At 42.4% G+C, this 18,064-nt stretch carries 2 protein-coding genes; both read right to left on the bottom strand.

From position 1 onward, the window contains the following. Positions 1 to 81 precede the first annotated feature (81 nt). A complete protein-coding gene (gene gyrB, locus CBG49_RS06465; RefSeq protein WP_009413399.1) occupies positions 82 to 2,058 on the bottom strand; it encodes a DNA topoisomerase (ATP-hydrolyzing) subunit B in 1,977 nt (658 codons plus the stop codon). A 139-nt stretch (positions 2,059 to 2,197) separates the two neighbouring features. After that, positions 2,198 to 18,031 carry a T9SS type B sorting domain-containing protein gene (locus tag CBG49_RS06460; protein WP_088593853.1) on the bottom strand — a complete coding sequence of 5,278 codons (15,834 nt, stop codon included), beginning with the start codon at positions 18,029 to 18,031 and terminating at the stop codon, positions 2,198 to 2,200. Between the last annotated feature and the right edge of the window lie 33 nt (positions 18,032 to 18,064).

Below are 18,064 nucleotides of genomic sequence, written 5' to 3'. Positions count from 1 at the left end.
ATTTTTTGATAGAATGAGTGTTTTAGTTGTTGTATATAAAGTAGGGGCATTTTGCAAAACGCCCCTACAGAGTTGATTATATTACGCGTCGATTTTCGCATATTTAGCGTTTTTCTCGATAAACTCACGACGGGGAGGGACTTCGTCACCCATTAGCATAGAGAAAACGCGGTCGGCTTCAGTAGCGTTATCGATAGTTACTTGGCGGAGAGTACGATGTTGAGGATTCATAGTTGTATCCCACAACTGGTGGTCGTTCATCTCACCTAAACCTTTGTAACGCTGAATGGTTACATTGCCCATTTCGGCAGAAAGTGCATCGCGTTGTTTTTCATTCCAAGCGTATTCTTCGCGTTTGCTACCTTTACTTTTCACCAAATAGAGCGGTGGTGTAGCGATATACACGTGACCATTTTCTATAAGTTCGCGCATATAGCGGAAGAAGAATGTAAGGATAAGAGTTGTAATGTGAGAACCATCAACATCGGCATCGCACATAATAATCACTTTATGATAACGTAGCTTACTCAAATTAAGTGCTTTAGCATCTTCTTCAGTACCGACAGTTACCCCCAAAGCGGTATAGATATTTTTAATTTCGTCGCTATCAAATACTTTGTGTTGCATTGCTTTTTCGACATTGAGGATTTTACCTCTGAGGGGCAATATTGCTTGGTTATCTTTATTTCGACCTTGTTTAGCAGTACCGCCCGCTGAGTCACCCTCAACGAGGAAGAGTTCGCATTTTGTAGGGTCTTCTTCAGAACAATCGGCAAGTTTACCAGGAAGACCTCCACCGCTCATCACGCTTTTACGTTGCACCATTTCACGGGCTTTGCGTGCTGCCTGACGAGCTTGAGCTGCTAAAATAACTTTCTCAACAATGGTTTTGGCATCATTAGGATTTTCCTCGAGATAATCTTCGAGCATTTGCCCAACGGCTTGAGATACTGCTGAAGTGACTTCACGATTACCGAGTTTAGTTTTAGTTTGACCTTCAAATTGAGGTTCAGCGACTTTTACTGAAATAACGGCGGTAAGACCTTCACGGAAGTCATCACCTTCAATCTCTACAGGATTCTTTTTATCCTTGCTCATTTTTTCGAGCAAACCTGATTTATCGGCGTAGGCTTTGAGCGTACGGGTAAGCCCCATACGGAAACCTTGCAAGTGAGTTCCACCTTCAGAAGTGTTGATATTATTGACGTAAGAGTGCAGGTTCTCATTGTAAGAGTCGTTGTAAATCATAGCGACTTCTACTGGAATACCGTTCTTTTCACCTTCCATAGCAATTACACCGCCAATGATAGGCATACGGTTGCCGTCGAGGAATTTCACGAACTCTTTCAATCCATTTTCTGAATAAAATTTTTCGGTGATAAAGTTACCTTTTTCGTCCTTATTACGGAGGTCGGTAAGGGTAATCGTAATACCTTTATTTAAATAAGCGAGTTCACGGATACGAGCGGCAAGAGTATCGTACTTATACTCGGTAGTTTGTTCAAAGATCAATTCATCGGGGTGGAAAGTAACTTTAGTACCACGTTTATCGGTATCACCTACCTGTTTTACAGGGTACATAGCGACCCCACGTTGGTACTCTTGTTCCCATATTTTGCCGTCGCGATATACAGTAGCTTTTAGATGGTCGGAAAGGGCATTCACGCAGGAAACCCCCACGCCGTGCAAACCGCCTGATACTTTGTAAGAGCCTTTATCGAATTTACCACCTGCACCGATTTTGGTCATTACCACTTGGAGAGCAGAAACGCCCTCTTTTTTGTGGATATCGACGGGGATACCACGTCCATTATCTTCGACGGTAATAGAATTATCTTCGTTGATAGTTACAGAAATCGTATCACAATAACCAGCGAGGGCTTCATCGATAGAGTTATCGAGCACCTCGTATACAAGGTGGTGCAAACCGCGTGTTCCTACATCACCGATGTACATAGAGGGGCGCATACGCACGTGTTCCATTCCTTCGAGGGATTGGATATTATCTGCTGAATAGTCAGCAGAATTTAATTGTTCGTTATCTAATTCTTCTGCCATAATTTTATTATCGAATCAAGGGTGCAAAGGTACGAATAATTGGCTAATTTTGCAAATTAGTGAATTTACTAATTAAAAAACTCCCCGATTAGCATTAGTTAATCGGGGAGTTTCGCTATTATTATTTCAAGAAATACTCTTAATCGGCGGCTCTATAGAGGTTGAAGTGACCTACATATTCTTGGTCGTCTTCGCCGTCTTCGTGGGTTTTGAGGATATACCAATAGTCACCTGTTGGTAATTCCTTGCCGTTGTATCGACCATCCCATACTTCTCCTGAACGTAAGCTGGTGATATAACGTCCGTAACGATCGTAGATGTCTACCGTTAAGTTTGGATAACTGCGGTATCTATCTGGATCCCAGCCGTCGTTCTGTCCGTCTCCGTTTGGTGTAAAGAAATCGGGTGGTACTGACTTCATATACTCTTTCTCTATAGTGAGCGTTGAGCTACAGCCGTTGCCGTCTATCGCCTCTACAACTACTGTTTTGTAGACTCTCTTACCTACTACTCGTGTGGTTGGATCGCTTGAGCGCAACATATATTCATTTGTACCGTCTTGATAACCATTGAACGTGTAACTATAACTTGATGGGTTACCGCCAACGGCTTGTACTTTTATCTTGTTGATTGCTCTCGGATCGGTAATATCCTTGATTTCTAAACCTCGATAACGGGTTAAGCTCACGGTACTACCCCAAGTTTGTTCACATAGTGGTGCTCCTGGTACATTTGAGTAATAGTATACCGTAAGGGTGTATTGTCCTGTAGGTATAATATCGGTATATCCGTACTTACCTTCTATTCTCTTGAATGGAGTTTTTTGAAGACCTCCATCTACTGAGTAGAGGGTATTGCTCGCTGTACGTTTGTCATCGGCTTGTGAGAACTCTACACGTAAATAGCTGGTGGTGTAAGTAGTGGATACTACTGAACAGTTGAACTGTTCTTTTACATCTACAATATCTAACTTAGGTGCTGATGGTACTGTGATTTGTAAAGATTGTGAGCACTGACCATCGCTGTATTCTAAGAGATAAGTTCCTACTACATTGGTTATAGTGCGTACCGTTCCTGTTGCTGTTACGGTTCCGCTATCTGCTAAAGTACCTGAAGCTGTTTTGAGTGTATAGCTATAAGGTGCTCTACCGCCTTGGATGCTGAATATCAACTGTCCGTTGTTTAAACCGTAGCAGGTTTCGGATACTGTTGAGGCATTGACTTGTAACAAATCGGGTTCTACTATAGTGAAGCTGTGTTCTAATTCACAATTGATCTCGCCATTAGATCTCACTTTCACTGTATAAGTACCTGCCGATAAACCTGTGTATCGGCTGTTTGCTGCATCGAACGTGCCGGCTTCTGGTTCAATAGTATAAGTATAACTATTGGTTGCGCCGTTTACCACAAAGGTTATCGTTCCATCGTTTACTCCATAACAGCTCATATCGGTTTTTGTTACCGTTGTTGCCGTTAAACTGTTGTAAGCTGTTACATTTACTGTAAGGCTGGTTGTACAACCATTGAGGTGTGCAAAGGTGATGGTGTGAGTACCTGCTGTTACTCCTGTAAATTTACCTGAGTTTTGTGGTGCTGCTCCGTCTAAACTGAAGCTTACCGCTCCTGTGTAGCTGGCGCTGACCGTTGCGTTGATCGTATTGACTACGGTATTGTTACCACAACCGTAACTTACTGTTGCTGTGGCTTGCATATCTACACCTTCTTTTATCAATACTGATACTTCGGTTGTACAAGAGTGTGCATCTTTCACCGTGATGGTGTGGGTTCCTACTGATAAGCCTGTATACAAGGTCTTATCTACTGTCCAAGCTCCACCGTCGATTGAGGTACTGTACGATTGGGTTCCTCCAGTGATGGTTATCGATACGGTACCATCGCCTGCTCCATAACATACCTCATCGGTTTGTTTATCGATGATGGCATTCAATACATCGGGTTCGTTGATCTTGAAGACCTCATCTACAAAGCAACCATTCTTATCTTGGGCTCTTACTACGTATTCTCCTCGAGCAAGTCGTGTGAAGTAGCCTTCGGATACAAATCTATCTAATCGTGGACTGATTGCGTATTGTATATCACCTGCGCCTCCGGTTACCGTCATTGAGATGGTACCATCACGCATTCCGTTACAAGTGATATCAGTGGTTGCAGTTGCTACTGTAAAGGCTGGTGATTCACCTATATTTACTGTTGCTGTTTGTACGCAATCTACGCTGGTTACCTCTACTTGGTAAGTACCACTTGCTAAGCCTGAGAATGCCCAGTCGGTAGCATTTACTTGGGTTGCTGAAACTGTTTGTGCAATTCCGCCTTTGTACAATTTGTACTGATAGTTACCCAATGCTCCGGTTGCTGAGAAGGTGATACGCGCTGAACTTTCTCCGTTACACTTCACAAAGGCATCGGCTGTATTCACGTGCAAGGCTAAAGGTTCTAAAGCTGCTATGGTTATCTTATTAGATACTTTAGATGTACAGCCATTGGCATCTTTTACATAGAACTCGTAATCGCCTACATCGGCTGCATTGACCGTAACGGTACTTCCTACCGTTGTAGTCAATCCGCCTTTTATTTGATAATAAGTATAAGCTCCTGTGCCTCCTGTTGCTACAAGTGATATTGTAGCTGGGGAATGACAAGTAAGTGGACTGGTAATACCGGCTACTATATTGAGTTCGGCAGGTTCGGTTACCTCTACTTCTATCTGTGATTCACATCCCCATCCATCGGTGATCATCAACACATATTCTCGTGCGTCTAATCCTGTGAAAGTGGTATTAGTTTGTGCGCCTCGTACAATAGCTCCTCCTTTTTCTTTCAATTCGTAAGTGTAGTTGCCACTACCTCCTGTGATGCTTTGTACGCTTATCACCCCTGTTCGATCGCTGAAGCAATTTACATTGGTTACTGTTACTGTCGCATCGATAGGATCGGGTGCTGCCATCACTTGGGTTACTATTGTTACACATCCATTTTCATCTTTTACCTCTACTGTATAAGTTCCTGTTGATAAACCTTCAAAGAGTGAGGTGCTGGTATAAGTTCCATATACTGGATGGGCTGTACCATTGTGGGACAAACGATATTCGTAATTGCCCCATCCTCCAGTAGCTTCTACATTAAAGGTTCCTGTTTGACCAACGCCACACTTGATGCGATCGGTGACTGTAGGGGTAGCTGTAAGTGCCGTTGCTGGCTCGGATACCATTACTTGGGTGCTAGTTACCGTACAATTTGGCGCATCGGTTTGGTCTACTCTTACCACATAGTTACCTTTTGGTAAACCGCTGATTACCGCTTTACGCACCGCATCTGGACTGCCTATTTGGGTTTGCAAACTACCTACTGGAGCAACCGTAGGACTTACTGTGTAGGCTTGGTAAGCTATCGGACCTTGGTAACCACTGAAGGTAATGGTAATCTCTCCATTGCTATCTCCCACACAGCTCACTGGTTTACTTTGGGCTACACTTACTTCCATCGCTCTATATTCGTTTACGGTATAAGATACGGTGGCATAGCAGCCTGTTTCTCTATCGGTTACTTTGATAGTATAGTAACCTGGAGCATTGAAGTGTACTGTTGCTACATTCGCTCCTGTTGTAAGGGTTTGTGTTGATGGCGTTGGGGTTGCCACACTACCATTGGCTGTTACCTCTACTATATAACCGAGGTTCTTACCTCCTACTATAGTGAAGTTCACTGTTTCGGATTGATTACAACTGATGGTTGTCAATCGGGTGGCTTTTATCTCACTGATGCGTTGTAGTGGTGGTACTACCAATGGGGTGTAGACGGCTCTACAGCCATTGGCATCCTCTACATTCACTATCACGGTTTGTGTGGCACTACCTGCACTTGTGAGGCTGTAAACACTGCTGCTTATCCAGCCTGAAGTGGTGGTGCTTGTACCATCAAATACTTGATAATTGTATTTGTAAGGTTGTGTACCGCCTTGCGCTACTGCTGAGATAATTGCTTGTTGGGCATTGTTATCAGCATCACATCTGTAGTGTGTGGTTACCGTAGTGGTATTGCTCACTATCAAGGTGGCTGGTGCGCCTATGACAATTGTCTCAGTTTTAGTACAGTTGCGCGCCGAGGTGAGTGTTACAGTGTAAGTACCCGCTGGCATAGCTATAAACTCTATGTCCTTAGGTGTGGTGTTCACCGTTTCACTGCGGGTAAAGCCGCCACTACCTACTATATTGATTTGATAATCGGTTTGTGTTTGGGTACCTGGTATGGTAATTTTTAACTTACCATCGCTGCTACCACTACAGCTCACTGCTGTTGTAGTGTAAGTAAAGCTTACTGCCGCTGCATCAGTTACTGCAAAGGTGTGGGTTTGGGTAGGACAACCTGTTGCTATATCGTATACCGATACTTCATAATTACCTGCTGGTACATTTGTAAATCCGTTGGTAGTGGATGTAGTGCTCACTCCTGTACCTAAGTTCTTAAGGGTATAACGCAAGCTTGGTGAATCGCCTCCTGCATAAGTGACACTAACTGTCGCTCCTGTATTCGGTGTACAAGTTACTTGCTTGATAAAGCGTACGCCTACTCCTTCTACCGGTTCGTATAAGGTTACCGATTGGGTAAGGGTTACTGTACAACCCCAAGAATCGGATATCGCTACTTGGTAATTACCTGCACTTAAGTTTTGGAACTCGGTGCTGGTTTGTGCTCCGCCTTGTGCTACCCCATCTTTGATGAGTTGATACAAGTAGTTCGCGCCTTCACCTCCCGTTACACTTCTCACTCCTATGGCTCCCGTACCATTGGTACAGTTCGCATTGGTTACCGTAAGTGTACCACTAATAGTTGTTGGGGTGGCTATGGTTACTGTACTGCTAAGGGTTGTAGGACAACCTCCGTTGTCTTTTACTAATACTCTATAAGTACCTGGGGTTAAGCCTGTGCGTACACTTGTGTTTGTCCACACTTCAAAGCCTGGAGCTGCTTGACCGATATAGTACTGATATGTGCCCCAACCGCCGGTTACATTTTCTATGGCTATCTCTCCACTGTTGTAAGTAGGTGCGCTAGCACAAGTTGCCTGACGTACTGTAACGCTCGCTGTAACAGACGCTGTTGGTTCTTCTATCTTGAAGCTATATACTTGCTCACAAGCTGTATTGTTATCTTTTACAGTTACTGTATAGGTATTAGGAGCTAAACCTGCTATGTTGAAGGTTGCTGTTGTGCCCGTTGCTGTAAATGGTGCGGATGGTGCAATCGTTCCTCCTGCTGGGGTTACGGTTACATTATAAGCGTGACCACTTACTGTATTGCTAAGGGTAAAGGTAGCGGTACCATCGTTAGCGCCTTTACAACCTACATTCTTCACTTGTGGGTTTACAATGCTGAAGTTGTTAGGGTTAGGTGAGATGTACAACTTGCTCACTGTACAGCCTGTGGCTTTGTTGGCTACCCAGAATGTGTAAGTTCTGTTAGGGGCTATGGTAAAGCTATTGCTTGTTTGCCAGCCGCCTGTTGTTGGGGTGATCGCTCCCGTAGGGGCGGTAGCTCCTTGATAATACAACAACTGACCGGTAAATGGTGCTCCTGAACTTTGGGTTGCACTGATGGTGATGGTCTCACTCGCATTACAAGTTCCTGAAGTGGTTACCGTAAAGTCGATCTTATCGACATCAAAAGCTTCAAACGGTTTGATTACCACTGAGGTTTGGGTGCTACAACCATTGGCATCGATAGCGGTGATGGTTACTGTGCCTCCTGCTGTATTTCCTATGCTAAAGCTATTGCCTGTGCCTGATACAGTACCGTACAAGTACTCTATTCTATAAGGTTGTGTTCCGCCTTGTACTGCCCCACTTGGCACTGTGATTTGAGCTTGTTGTACACTGCCTGAGCTTCCACAACTGAACTCTTGTTTGTTGTTCTCTATCACTGTTTTGCTAAGGGTAAGTGCGGTAGGCTCTTTCACAGTTGCTGTATAGGTGCTTTGACAGCCATTAGCCGTTACTGTAATGGTGTATACTCCTGCCGTTAAACCTCTCACTTCTCTATTGACTATTGATGATGATGGAACTGCTCCACTTGGCCCTTGTACTGCATAAGTGAATGTTCCTACAGTGGCTGCATTGACCTCAGTAAGGTAAATCGCTCCATCATTACCTCCGGCACAAGTTACTGTTTTTACCGAAGTGGTTATCTCTGGATGTTCGGCAGTACGTACTGTAATGCTCTTAGTATAACTACCGCAAGTGCCTGATGTACTCTTATCTCTTACTGTTACGGTATATACACCTACAGCCGTTACATTGATGGTCGCTTTATATTGACCTCCTACTTGTGGTATTGCAATAGGTCCCGTTGGTGTACCGCCTGGATTTATATAGCTATATTCGTAGTCGCCTGAACCATTGTCTACTTTTATAGTGATTTCGGCTCCTCCGCCTCCACATCCTAATGGTGTGGTTAATGCTATATCTGCCTCTAACGCATTGGTGATGCTCACGGTTTTAGTAGCTATACATCCTGTAGATTTATCTCGGATTTGTACATCATACGGCCCTGCTACCAAGTTAGCAAATACATTGCTGCTTTGGTAATCTAAACCTCCATCTATTGAGTATTCGTAACCGTTAAGTTCTGTTCCTGTTGCTGGGGTTCCTGAAGCTCCTGTTTTAGCTTGTGGCTCAACAGTGAGGGTGTACTGTCCATCGGAACAACCTATTACAGTGGCTTTTGCAATTCTTGGAGATGGCGTTACTGTAAAGGTGTATGTACCTAAAGTAGCTTTACATCCATATTGGTCTTCCATCTCTAATTTTACTCCAAAACTATAAGCTCCACTTGGATAGGTTGGCATTGCTGGAGTGGCTATATTATCTTTTACTATCTGTACTCTTGAGCTTCCTGTAACTATTGGTGCTCTGAAAGTAACTCCTGCTGTTGTTGGAGTTACTGTGTACCTATAAGTACCTCCACCTCCCGTAGGATTTTGTACCTCTAAAACTCCATCGCTATCACAAGTAATTGTAGCGGTTTGTGATACCGTAGCTGAAAGCGTTGCTAATTCTCGTATATGCAAGTCTCTACTACCCCACTTACAACTTCCTTCGCTGATAATAGCGTAGTATGTTTTGTTTGCACTGAGGGTAAAGGTAGACAAGATAGACTCGCCTCCCGGTCCTGGCATAGCTGCTGTACCATTGATAGGTGCTGATGTTACAGGATCTATAGCTATCGCATTGGTTGCTTTGTCATACACTGCCCAACTGATATTAGTTGATGCGCCTGAGCTATATGCAGTGCTACGACGTACTTTAAGCGTTGCATTACCATTAGAGCCGTGACAAGCTGGATTGCCTTCAAGCATTGCACTGATCGCTGGTGAGGATACACTCGCATAGATGTCTCCTGTGTAGGCTGCCTCACATCCATTGGCATCTTTAACTCCAAAGGTATAGGTACGACCTACGACTAAGCCTGTGAACACGTGTGTGCGTGAGTTTACACTTCCTGTTACATAGGCTCCTCCATTGACATTAAACTGATAAGGTGGCTGTCCATAACCTGGAGCTACTGTTACCGTAGCAGTAAACAATGGGTTACCTGCTGCTGTACAGTTCTGTACGTACTGTTCTAAATTGGTGGTTACACTTACGCCTCCAATTGGCAACGGTACTACATAAGCCATCGCTGCTGTACTACATACATTAGGCGCTGTAGCACTCGGACGTGTTGCAAAACGCACTTGGATGGTTCTGCCTGGCTCGGTTACTCCTGATATAGGAAGTATGTAATGTGGATTGTTTGGCATTGGATGCCAAGTACCACTATTGTTAAACTCATAGTATATTTGGTTACCGCCTGCTCGGTATGCTGTCCAAGCATCATTACCCATTGTAAGGGTAAGGGTGGCTGCTGAACCTGTGGATGCACAACTTCCTACTGTTGCCGATAAGGTTATCGTAGCAGTAAGTGCTGGCATATCGGCTAAAGTAACATTTTGTGTCGCATTACAGCCGTATTTATCGGTTACTGTTACTGAGTATACTCCTGCTGCTACATTGGCTATCGTATAGGTGTTGGTCGCTATACCTGTATAAGTGCCTATTACTGGAGTTCCTCCATTGCCATAACGCACAGTAAAGTTGCCATCGCCTTGAATGTTTTTCAACACTATCTTTCCTGTCGCTGATCCTTGACACGTAGGCGTTACTGTCGACGCTGTAAAGGCTACATTATCGGCTTTCTTCACTATTACTTGATGCGTTTTTACGCAACCTGCAGAACGTACATAAACTGTCCAAGTTTGTACTGCCTCACTAAAGTGTGGAATCACTTTGCTCGTATCGTTTAGATGGTAATTAGGCAATCCACTGCCTAATACATAAGCGTATTCGATATTGCTTGTTCCTACTCCTCCTGAGGCTATTACCTCTATCTTCGCATTGGTATTACAACTACTTTGGTGGGTTACCCTTACTGTACTATTTAACGATGGGTAAATACGCACTTGGGTGGCTGTACTACAACCATAACCATCGGTAACGGTGATGCTATAGCTGCCTTGGGTAAGCCCCGTAAAGGTATGGGTGGTGCCATTGGCTGGTAAAACTACCGCCGCATTGTTATTTAACCTTACTTTGTAATTGCCATTACCACTGTTGATCTTCACTTCTATTACTCCATCTCCATTGTTTGAATAACAAGTGGTTGCTGATGTAGTAAGCGTTATAGCTGCTGGAGTGGTTACTGTAAAGACTCCTGTGAGCTGTGCACTACAACCATTCTTATCTTTTACTATAAAGGTAGGGGTGCCTGGAGCTATGCCTGTAAAGACATTGTTTGTTTGGGTAGTGGTCGTTCCCACTCCTTGATAGATATAAGTATACGGTGGTGTTCCGCCACCTGCTGTAAGCGTTACTCGTGCTTTGTTGTTGTTTGAACACATCGCTGGCTCGCTAATGGTTGCCGTAAGGGTAAGCGCATTGGGCTCGGTGATGGTTACTGTACGGGTAAGCAAACAGTTACCGTTATGACTAAAGGTAATGGTATGAACTCCTGCATTGAGCCCGTCTACCTCAAAGGTCGCTGCTGTTGTAGGAATTGTATATCCTATTCCTGAACGAGTTGTTCCATCTACTGATACTCGGTAGCTACCTCCGTGTAGGTTCTCCATCTTGAAGGTTACCTTACCAGTACTCAAACTTTTACAAGTTACACCGGTTTGACTTACTACACTCGCCTTAAACTCTTTACCTGAGGGAACTACTACTTGCTTGGTGATTTCTTGTTCGCAAGATTTTGCTTCTTGGTAAACAATAATATCATCGATAGCAAAGTCATTACCTCCGCTTCCTACTGTTAAATTTCTAAATTCTATACGGAAAGAAGTCGCTGCCCCTGGATTCAACTCTCCTGAGAACTCTTGCCAATCTAAATCGTGTCGGTTATCTCGAAGAATTCCTGAAGTTGTGCTTGCTAATATATTATTGCTGGTATCTACCAAACTCACTTGTATATTAGGTCGTATGATAGGACTGTGGCATTCTTCTTTCTCTAAACTATACAAATATACTTTAAATTTAACTGGCTGATTAGGCACTACATCTTGTACCTCTTTGTAATAGAATCGTGTACCGCCTGGTGCTACTACTCCATTATTCATTACAAAGAATCTTCCTTGTGCATCTGTTCCATTGCTCGTATGGTCTTTTGGCATTCTCCAACACCAACCTGGACAAGGAGATGCTCCTGCTTGATTGGCAATTGCATAAGTCCCTTCCTCTAAACAGCCTGTAAGTTTACAAGTCCAATTTGATGGTACTATTGACGCTAAACAAGTTGTAGGCCCTGAACCAAAACTTTCTTCTATCAATATACTTGAAGCTGGAAGATTAGTGTCCTTATATTTTATCGTTACTGTATAACTGCCTGGTGCTAAACCTGTAATGGTAGCGGTTGTACCTGTAGCGGTTTTGCCATCTATTTCATAAGTATAATCGTAAGAGGTTGGGGTACCTGTAAAGCGTACCGTAGCCTTACCGTTACAATCATAACCTGTAATGGTGTATGTCGTGCCTGTAGGTTCTGGAATTCTCGCTGTTACTGTTACTGTAAGTCCTAATTCACAACCTTTAGCATCTTTTATATACACTGTATGGGTGCCTGCTGGTAACCAAGCTGTTTTACTGTTGCCATAGTTGCCATCGAACTTATATTGATATGGTGGAGTGCCTCCACTTGGGTTGGTAATGCGTACCTCTGCCTTATCTTTATTGGCTCCCGTGCCACAACCTATAAGTTGTGATACTCCTGCAAAACCTTGTAATGGATTCGCAGGTTGGGTTATAGTGACATTTTTAATGGTTTCACAATTGTTGGCATCAACTACTTTTACAATATAGCTCTTAGCTGCTAAATTTGTAAATACTAGCTGACTGCCTTTATTCACTCCATCTAAGAAGACTTTATAAGGTGCTTTGCCTCCTGAAATTGTTAAGGATATAGTTCCATTATTAGCTCCATAACAACCTACTGTTGTTGTACTTACTGTTACTGTTGGCGCTACAGCAGCTACTAATGTAGCCGTTCCTGTGATAATACAACCTTTGCTATCGGTAACTTCGATTGTATATGCTCCTGGGGTTGCTGTTTCATAAGTGGCTGTATTGCCTACTACATTTTGAAGACTTTGTACTAAAGCCCCGCCCTGTTTCACTACATAACGGTAAGGTGGATTTCCATCTTTTACCTTGAGTTCTATCTTCCCTTTATTGCCCGGAAATACGTTACAAGAGATGTCCTTCGATACTGTCGCTCCTGTTCCTCCATCGATAGAAAGCGGTTTCTTGATTTCAACAGTGTAGGTGGCTTTACAACTGTGTTTATCTATTACCGTAAAGGTGTGTGTGCCGGGATCTAAATTATTATATATATAGGTAGTCGCATTTTGAGTAGCTACCGTTGTTCCATTGTGCTGGAATACATAAGGCGCTGTGTTTGTGTTGTTGGATGTGCGTACCTGTACCTCTACCTTGCCCTTAACTCCGCCTTGCAAACAATAGTTGTTGTTCGCCGTATTGGTCGTAGCGGTCAAGGTGAGTGTTGGAGCATTTATCACTGTGAGAGAACCTCCACTTTGACAACCATTAGCATCACGAACTGATACTATATATATTCCTGTTTGGGTAATCGTAAACTTAGGTGAGGTTTGGTAGTCGTACAACACTTGGGAGGTAGTGTCTTGCAACTTATATTGCAAAGTACCTGTACCCCCTGTTGCCGAAACTACTGCTTCGGTTACTCCATTACATCCTAAAATTAGATCGTCGGGAAGTATTATAACCAAATTAGGTGGTACCGTGATTGAGAAGGTACGACTGACCTCACAGTTGGCGTTGTTTTGTTCTGCACGGAATTTTATAGTATGATTACCTGCATCAATATTTGTCCATTTGAAAATAGACCCTGCTGTGTAGGCTTGGAATGCTGCACCGTCTTTGCTTACATAATAAGTAGATGGGGCATTTTTAAGTGTTATCTGGTATTCTCCTTTTTGATTATTACACTTAGGTTGTATAATTTTTTCTGTTGTTGGATCTACTCCAAAGGCTTTATCATTATCTACAGTTACTGTAAGGGTATGAGTAAAGCCACAAGATTCGGGGTTTTGGTATACAGTAAGATCATCAAAAGCGAAGTCGTTACAAGATGAAGTGTTCCACTTAGTACGAATACGTATTTTCAAACGTTTATAAGTACCTGGATTTACACGTGCTGCTGGAGTAACTCCTGTATTTACGCCTGTACCATCGGAAGCGAAGCGGAACCAAGCATCGGCATTATTTTTATTGGTAGGTATTTGTTGTGATTCGATACGACCTAATACTTTGTCTTGACCTCCTACTTTTACTACATTACCAGCATCGTCCAAAGCGACGATTTCCATAATCATCACTGGGTTTGTACAATTGGAAGAACGCACTAAGTTGAAACCGAACATTTCGAACTCAATAGGTAAGTTTGGCATTACATCCATTACATCTTTTTCATAGAAGATCGCTCCATTAGCAATGAGCTGACCAAAGTCGACTGCTAAATAGCGGGAAGTATTATCAAGGCGATTAGTATGGTCGTTAGGGAAAATAGCATCATTTTGCCACCAGCCTGTTTGGATGTGTGAATAGATGTCACGTTTTCCTGCTACAAAATACTTATTCCAGTCCAATCGTTGATAGCGAGGATCTACTAATTGGTAAGCAGGGGTCATTCCTGGAGGAGGTGTGGTATAAGGAGTACCTTTACCGAAATCTTCTTTAAGCAAGAGACCTGGACGGGTAGCTGAAGGGTCGTCATAACGGATGGTAACGGTATGTACGCCTGGAGCTAAGTTGGTGAAACGGTTAGTAGTGGTTTCAGTACCACCATCTATACTATATTTATAGGTGTAATTAGGTTTGTTATTAGTAATTACTATAGTACCGCGACCTTGGCAATCATAAGTAACGGTAGGGTTAGGGAAAGAAGGTGTAGCTGGTTTATCTTTAACTTCTACTTTCAAGTTGCTACGTGTACAACCGATAGCATCACGCACAGCGAGTGTGTAACTACCAGGAGCCATCCATCGTTCGCGGGTGGTAGTCCAAACGCCATCACCGAAGTTGTATTCATAAGGTAGAGCACCTCCTTGTACATTGGTGAAGTGTACCAAAGCTTTATTGGCATTAGCACCAGTACCACAACCTACTAATTTGGCAACTCCTGCTGAAGCGATGAGTTCATTATTAGCGGTTCCAATGGTTATCATCTGTGCTACTATGGTACAAGAAGCAGTGCTACCATATTTGTAGCGCAAAGTAGCTGTATAGGTTTTACCAGGAGCTACTGTAAGTATGCGTCCTGATTGGAAAGTTACCCCATCGGCGCTATACTCATAGGTATAGCTTACTGTACTTTGGGGTTCTGTAAAGGTGATCTGCCCATTAGCACCACAGTTGATAAGTTTACCTGAGGCACTAACAGTAGGTGCAGGTAAGGTTTGCACTGTAACGGTAGCCTGATCGGTACAGCCATTGTAATCTATAACTTTAAAACTATAAGTTCCTGGAGAGGTAACCGTAAAGTCGTAATAATTATGAGTAGCGTTATGGAGGTAAGTAGCGCCATTATCATTACTAAATCCATAAGGCTGTGTAGAGCTCACTGTACCTCCGGTAGCAGATACACGTATTACTCCGGTTCCACACATTATAGGTGATAATACCGTAGCAGTGGCTTTGAGTTCAGGTATTTTTTTAATTTCTACTGTTTGGGTAACTGTACAACCATAAGTATTCTCTAAACTCACCTGATATCTACCATCGTTGAAATAGTTTTGGAAGTCTACTACATTCACAGGATTAGCTGTGGTAGCTGTTACTTTGGTTACTGTACTTCCGTTGTTACTCACTACTATATCATAAGGTGGATAGGGAGCATCGGTAAGTTCTATGCGCATACCTCCTCTGCTATTGGCACACGCCATAGGAGTTACTGTTACTTTGAGTTTGGGTTCGCGTTTTTTTACAAAGATATTATCGATTTCGAACACACAAGGTACTGTAGTAGTTTTAGTAACTGTTTGTTTGATAAGTACTCTATAGGTACCCTGATTATTAATTGGAAAATTAGGGGAGTTTTGATAATTTGTAATGGTACTTGTACCTTGTAGTAAAGCATATTGATAGCCCGTAGCTGGTACATCTTTGATAGTGATAAGTCCTTTAGTAGTACAAATAACATCCTTTACCTCAGCTTTAGGAGCTAAGTTATTTTTAGTAATTTTGAAATAATAGTACACTACACAATTACCACCTCCATTGCTATAAGTTACTACTAAACGATAGTCACCTTCTTGATTAAATGTATATTGGGTGGTAGTGCCGTTGTTAGTATGCACATTTGCCCAAGTACAATTATAGGATTCAAGGCTTGGAGGGCATTCTTTAAAGCGCTGCGCTTCTTTAGCATTACAGTTGCCTTTTTTCTGCCATACAAAGTTTGTAGCATTAGAAACATTTACTTTTAAATTCACAGAAGCATTAGCACCACACAAATACACTTGAGGATAATACTGACCTGTATCTGGACAAATATATAATTCCCCATTGATCTGTTTATTTTCAATCATCTTATGAATGGGGTGATCAGCTTCGGCAGTATTAGGTTTTACCTCGTAGATTTCGTACATAGTAGCACAACCAGCTTTGGTTTTGGTCACTTTATAAGTACCAGCTTCTGAAACGGTAAGAGAACGATCGGTTCCTTTTTGTCCTTTGTTTGCTCCTTCGGTTTTTTCCCATTTATAGTTATCAAAGCCATCGGCAGCTGTAAGTACAGCATTGGCTTGACAAAGGGTAATGGTTTCTTTATAGGCACATTTACTAAAATCAGTTGCAACGGTAAAAATTGTAGGGGCTTCAGAAGCAGCACCACAAGAGCCTGCTAGAGGGAAACTGTAGGTTTTAATACCACCATTAACAGGGTTTTCTACGCCGTTATAGGTAGCGAAAGCGCTGTTTTCCACCTCATTAGCACAAGGATCACGCCAATCGTTACAATTATTAGCAACTTGTACGCCGAAAGATATTTCTTGCCAAGCACTACCTCTTTTCACTAAACTTTTATCTACCGTAAATTTTATTTCACGGGTATTGGGGTTGTAAGTTGAAGGAGACACGCCTGAAGGTACACTAATACCGCTTACATTATTTTGTAAACTTTTAGGGAGTATATCGGTGATTACCAAATCTTTAGCATCATCATTCCCGGTATTTCTGAAGCGTATTTTATAACGGAGAGAAGCGCCAAAGGCTATATTGGTAGCATTGGTAACATCATTATTAGCTGCATCGTACACGCGTTTTTCGAGAGCGATGTGAGGTTGTATTACCTCTACGCTGAAGGCGAACATAAAAGGATAGTAGACGTCACCATTTGTACTAGCGAAGAGGCTTGCTGAAGAGGTATTATTTCCTAAGATATTATTTCCTGCATTGGGGAGATCAAAAATACCTACATCGATACCCAGTAGGTTTCTGGATTTAGGGTTACGGTCAAAATTTTCACCGTTTTCATCGGTGATAAAACTTTTGAAGAAGTTTTCACCTCTTCCTGATGCATATTCACGTCCTGGGGGGTGAAGGTATACACCTAAATGAGATGTTTTATTAGTTTTTATTCGGAGTCCATCGCCATAATAAGCAACATCGCCCTCTAAAGCAGCAAAGGCGATTTTGGCTTTTACGGGACCTGTAGGGACAGTTGTAAAGCCATCAATTTTTATTTCTTTAGTGGTGTTAGATATTTCTTCCCAACCATCGAACAAGGTGATGTTACGCGCTGGTTTAGATAGATCTTCATAAACTATAAAGAGTGTCCAACCGCCGGCATAGCCTGTGCTTCTACCCGTAACGGCTTGTATATTAGCGACGGTGTAAGTACCTGCTACACCAATGAGTTTATCGGTAACATCGGCTACATATATATAGGCATCATTAGAATCTAAGATTTTTGTTCCTATGATGTCTTGGTAATTAGCTGAACCTATCTTAAATTTTACTTGGTTGAACTTATTTCTATCGACTTTATTTTTACCTCCATACCATCCCCAACTACTTGCTGCCCAATAGAGGAAAGCTTTTTTTACCTTGCGTTCGCAGGTACTTCCTGGGTTAGGGTCTTTGACATTTGCGGAGCTAGAATTGAAAGTATTAAGGTCGTTATCAATATCGACAAAAACTTGGTCTACCGATCCATTCACTTTGGTTAAATCATCAAAGTTACCTGTTTTAGTGGTACCTAATACAGTATTACCTACCACTATCATATCTCCTTTGACAGTGTTTTTATAACGTATTTTGAATTGCTGTGCTGTAGTGCTACCTATAGCGACTAAAAAGAAACATTGTAATAGTATAAACTTTTTCATAATGTGAATGAATGTATTTCTTAAAAATGCTAA

The organism is Capnocytophaga endodontalis (assembly GCF_002209445.1).
Classification (GTDB): domain Bacteria; phylum Bacteroidota; class Bacteroidia; order Flavobacteriales; family Flavobacteriaceae; genus Capnocytophaga; species Capnocytophaga periodontitidis.
The sequence above is the reverse complement of the archived record's forward strand: the minus strand, read 5'-3'. Positions and strand labels throughout refer to the sequence as shown.

Coding starts and splice junctions, on each gene's coding strand:
- CBG49_RS06460 (WP_088593853.1), bottom strand. CDS start 18,031: ATGAAAAAGTTTATACTATTACAATGTTTCTTTTTAGTCGCTATAGGT.
- gyrB (WP_009413399.1), bottom strand. CDS start 2,058: ATGGCAGAAGAATTAGATAACGAACAATTAAATTCTGCTGACTATTCA.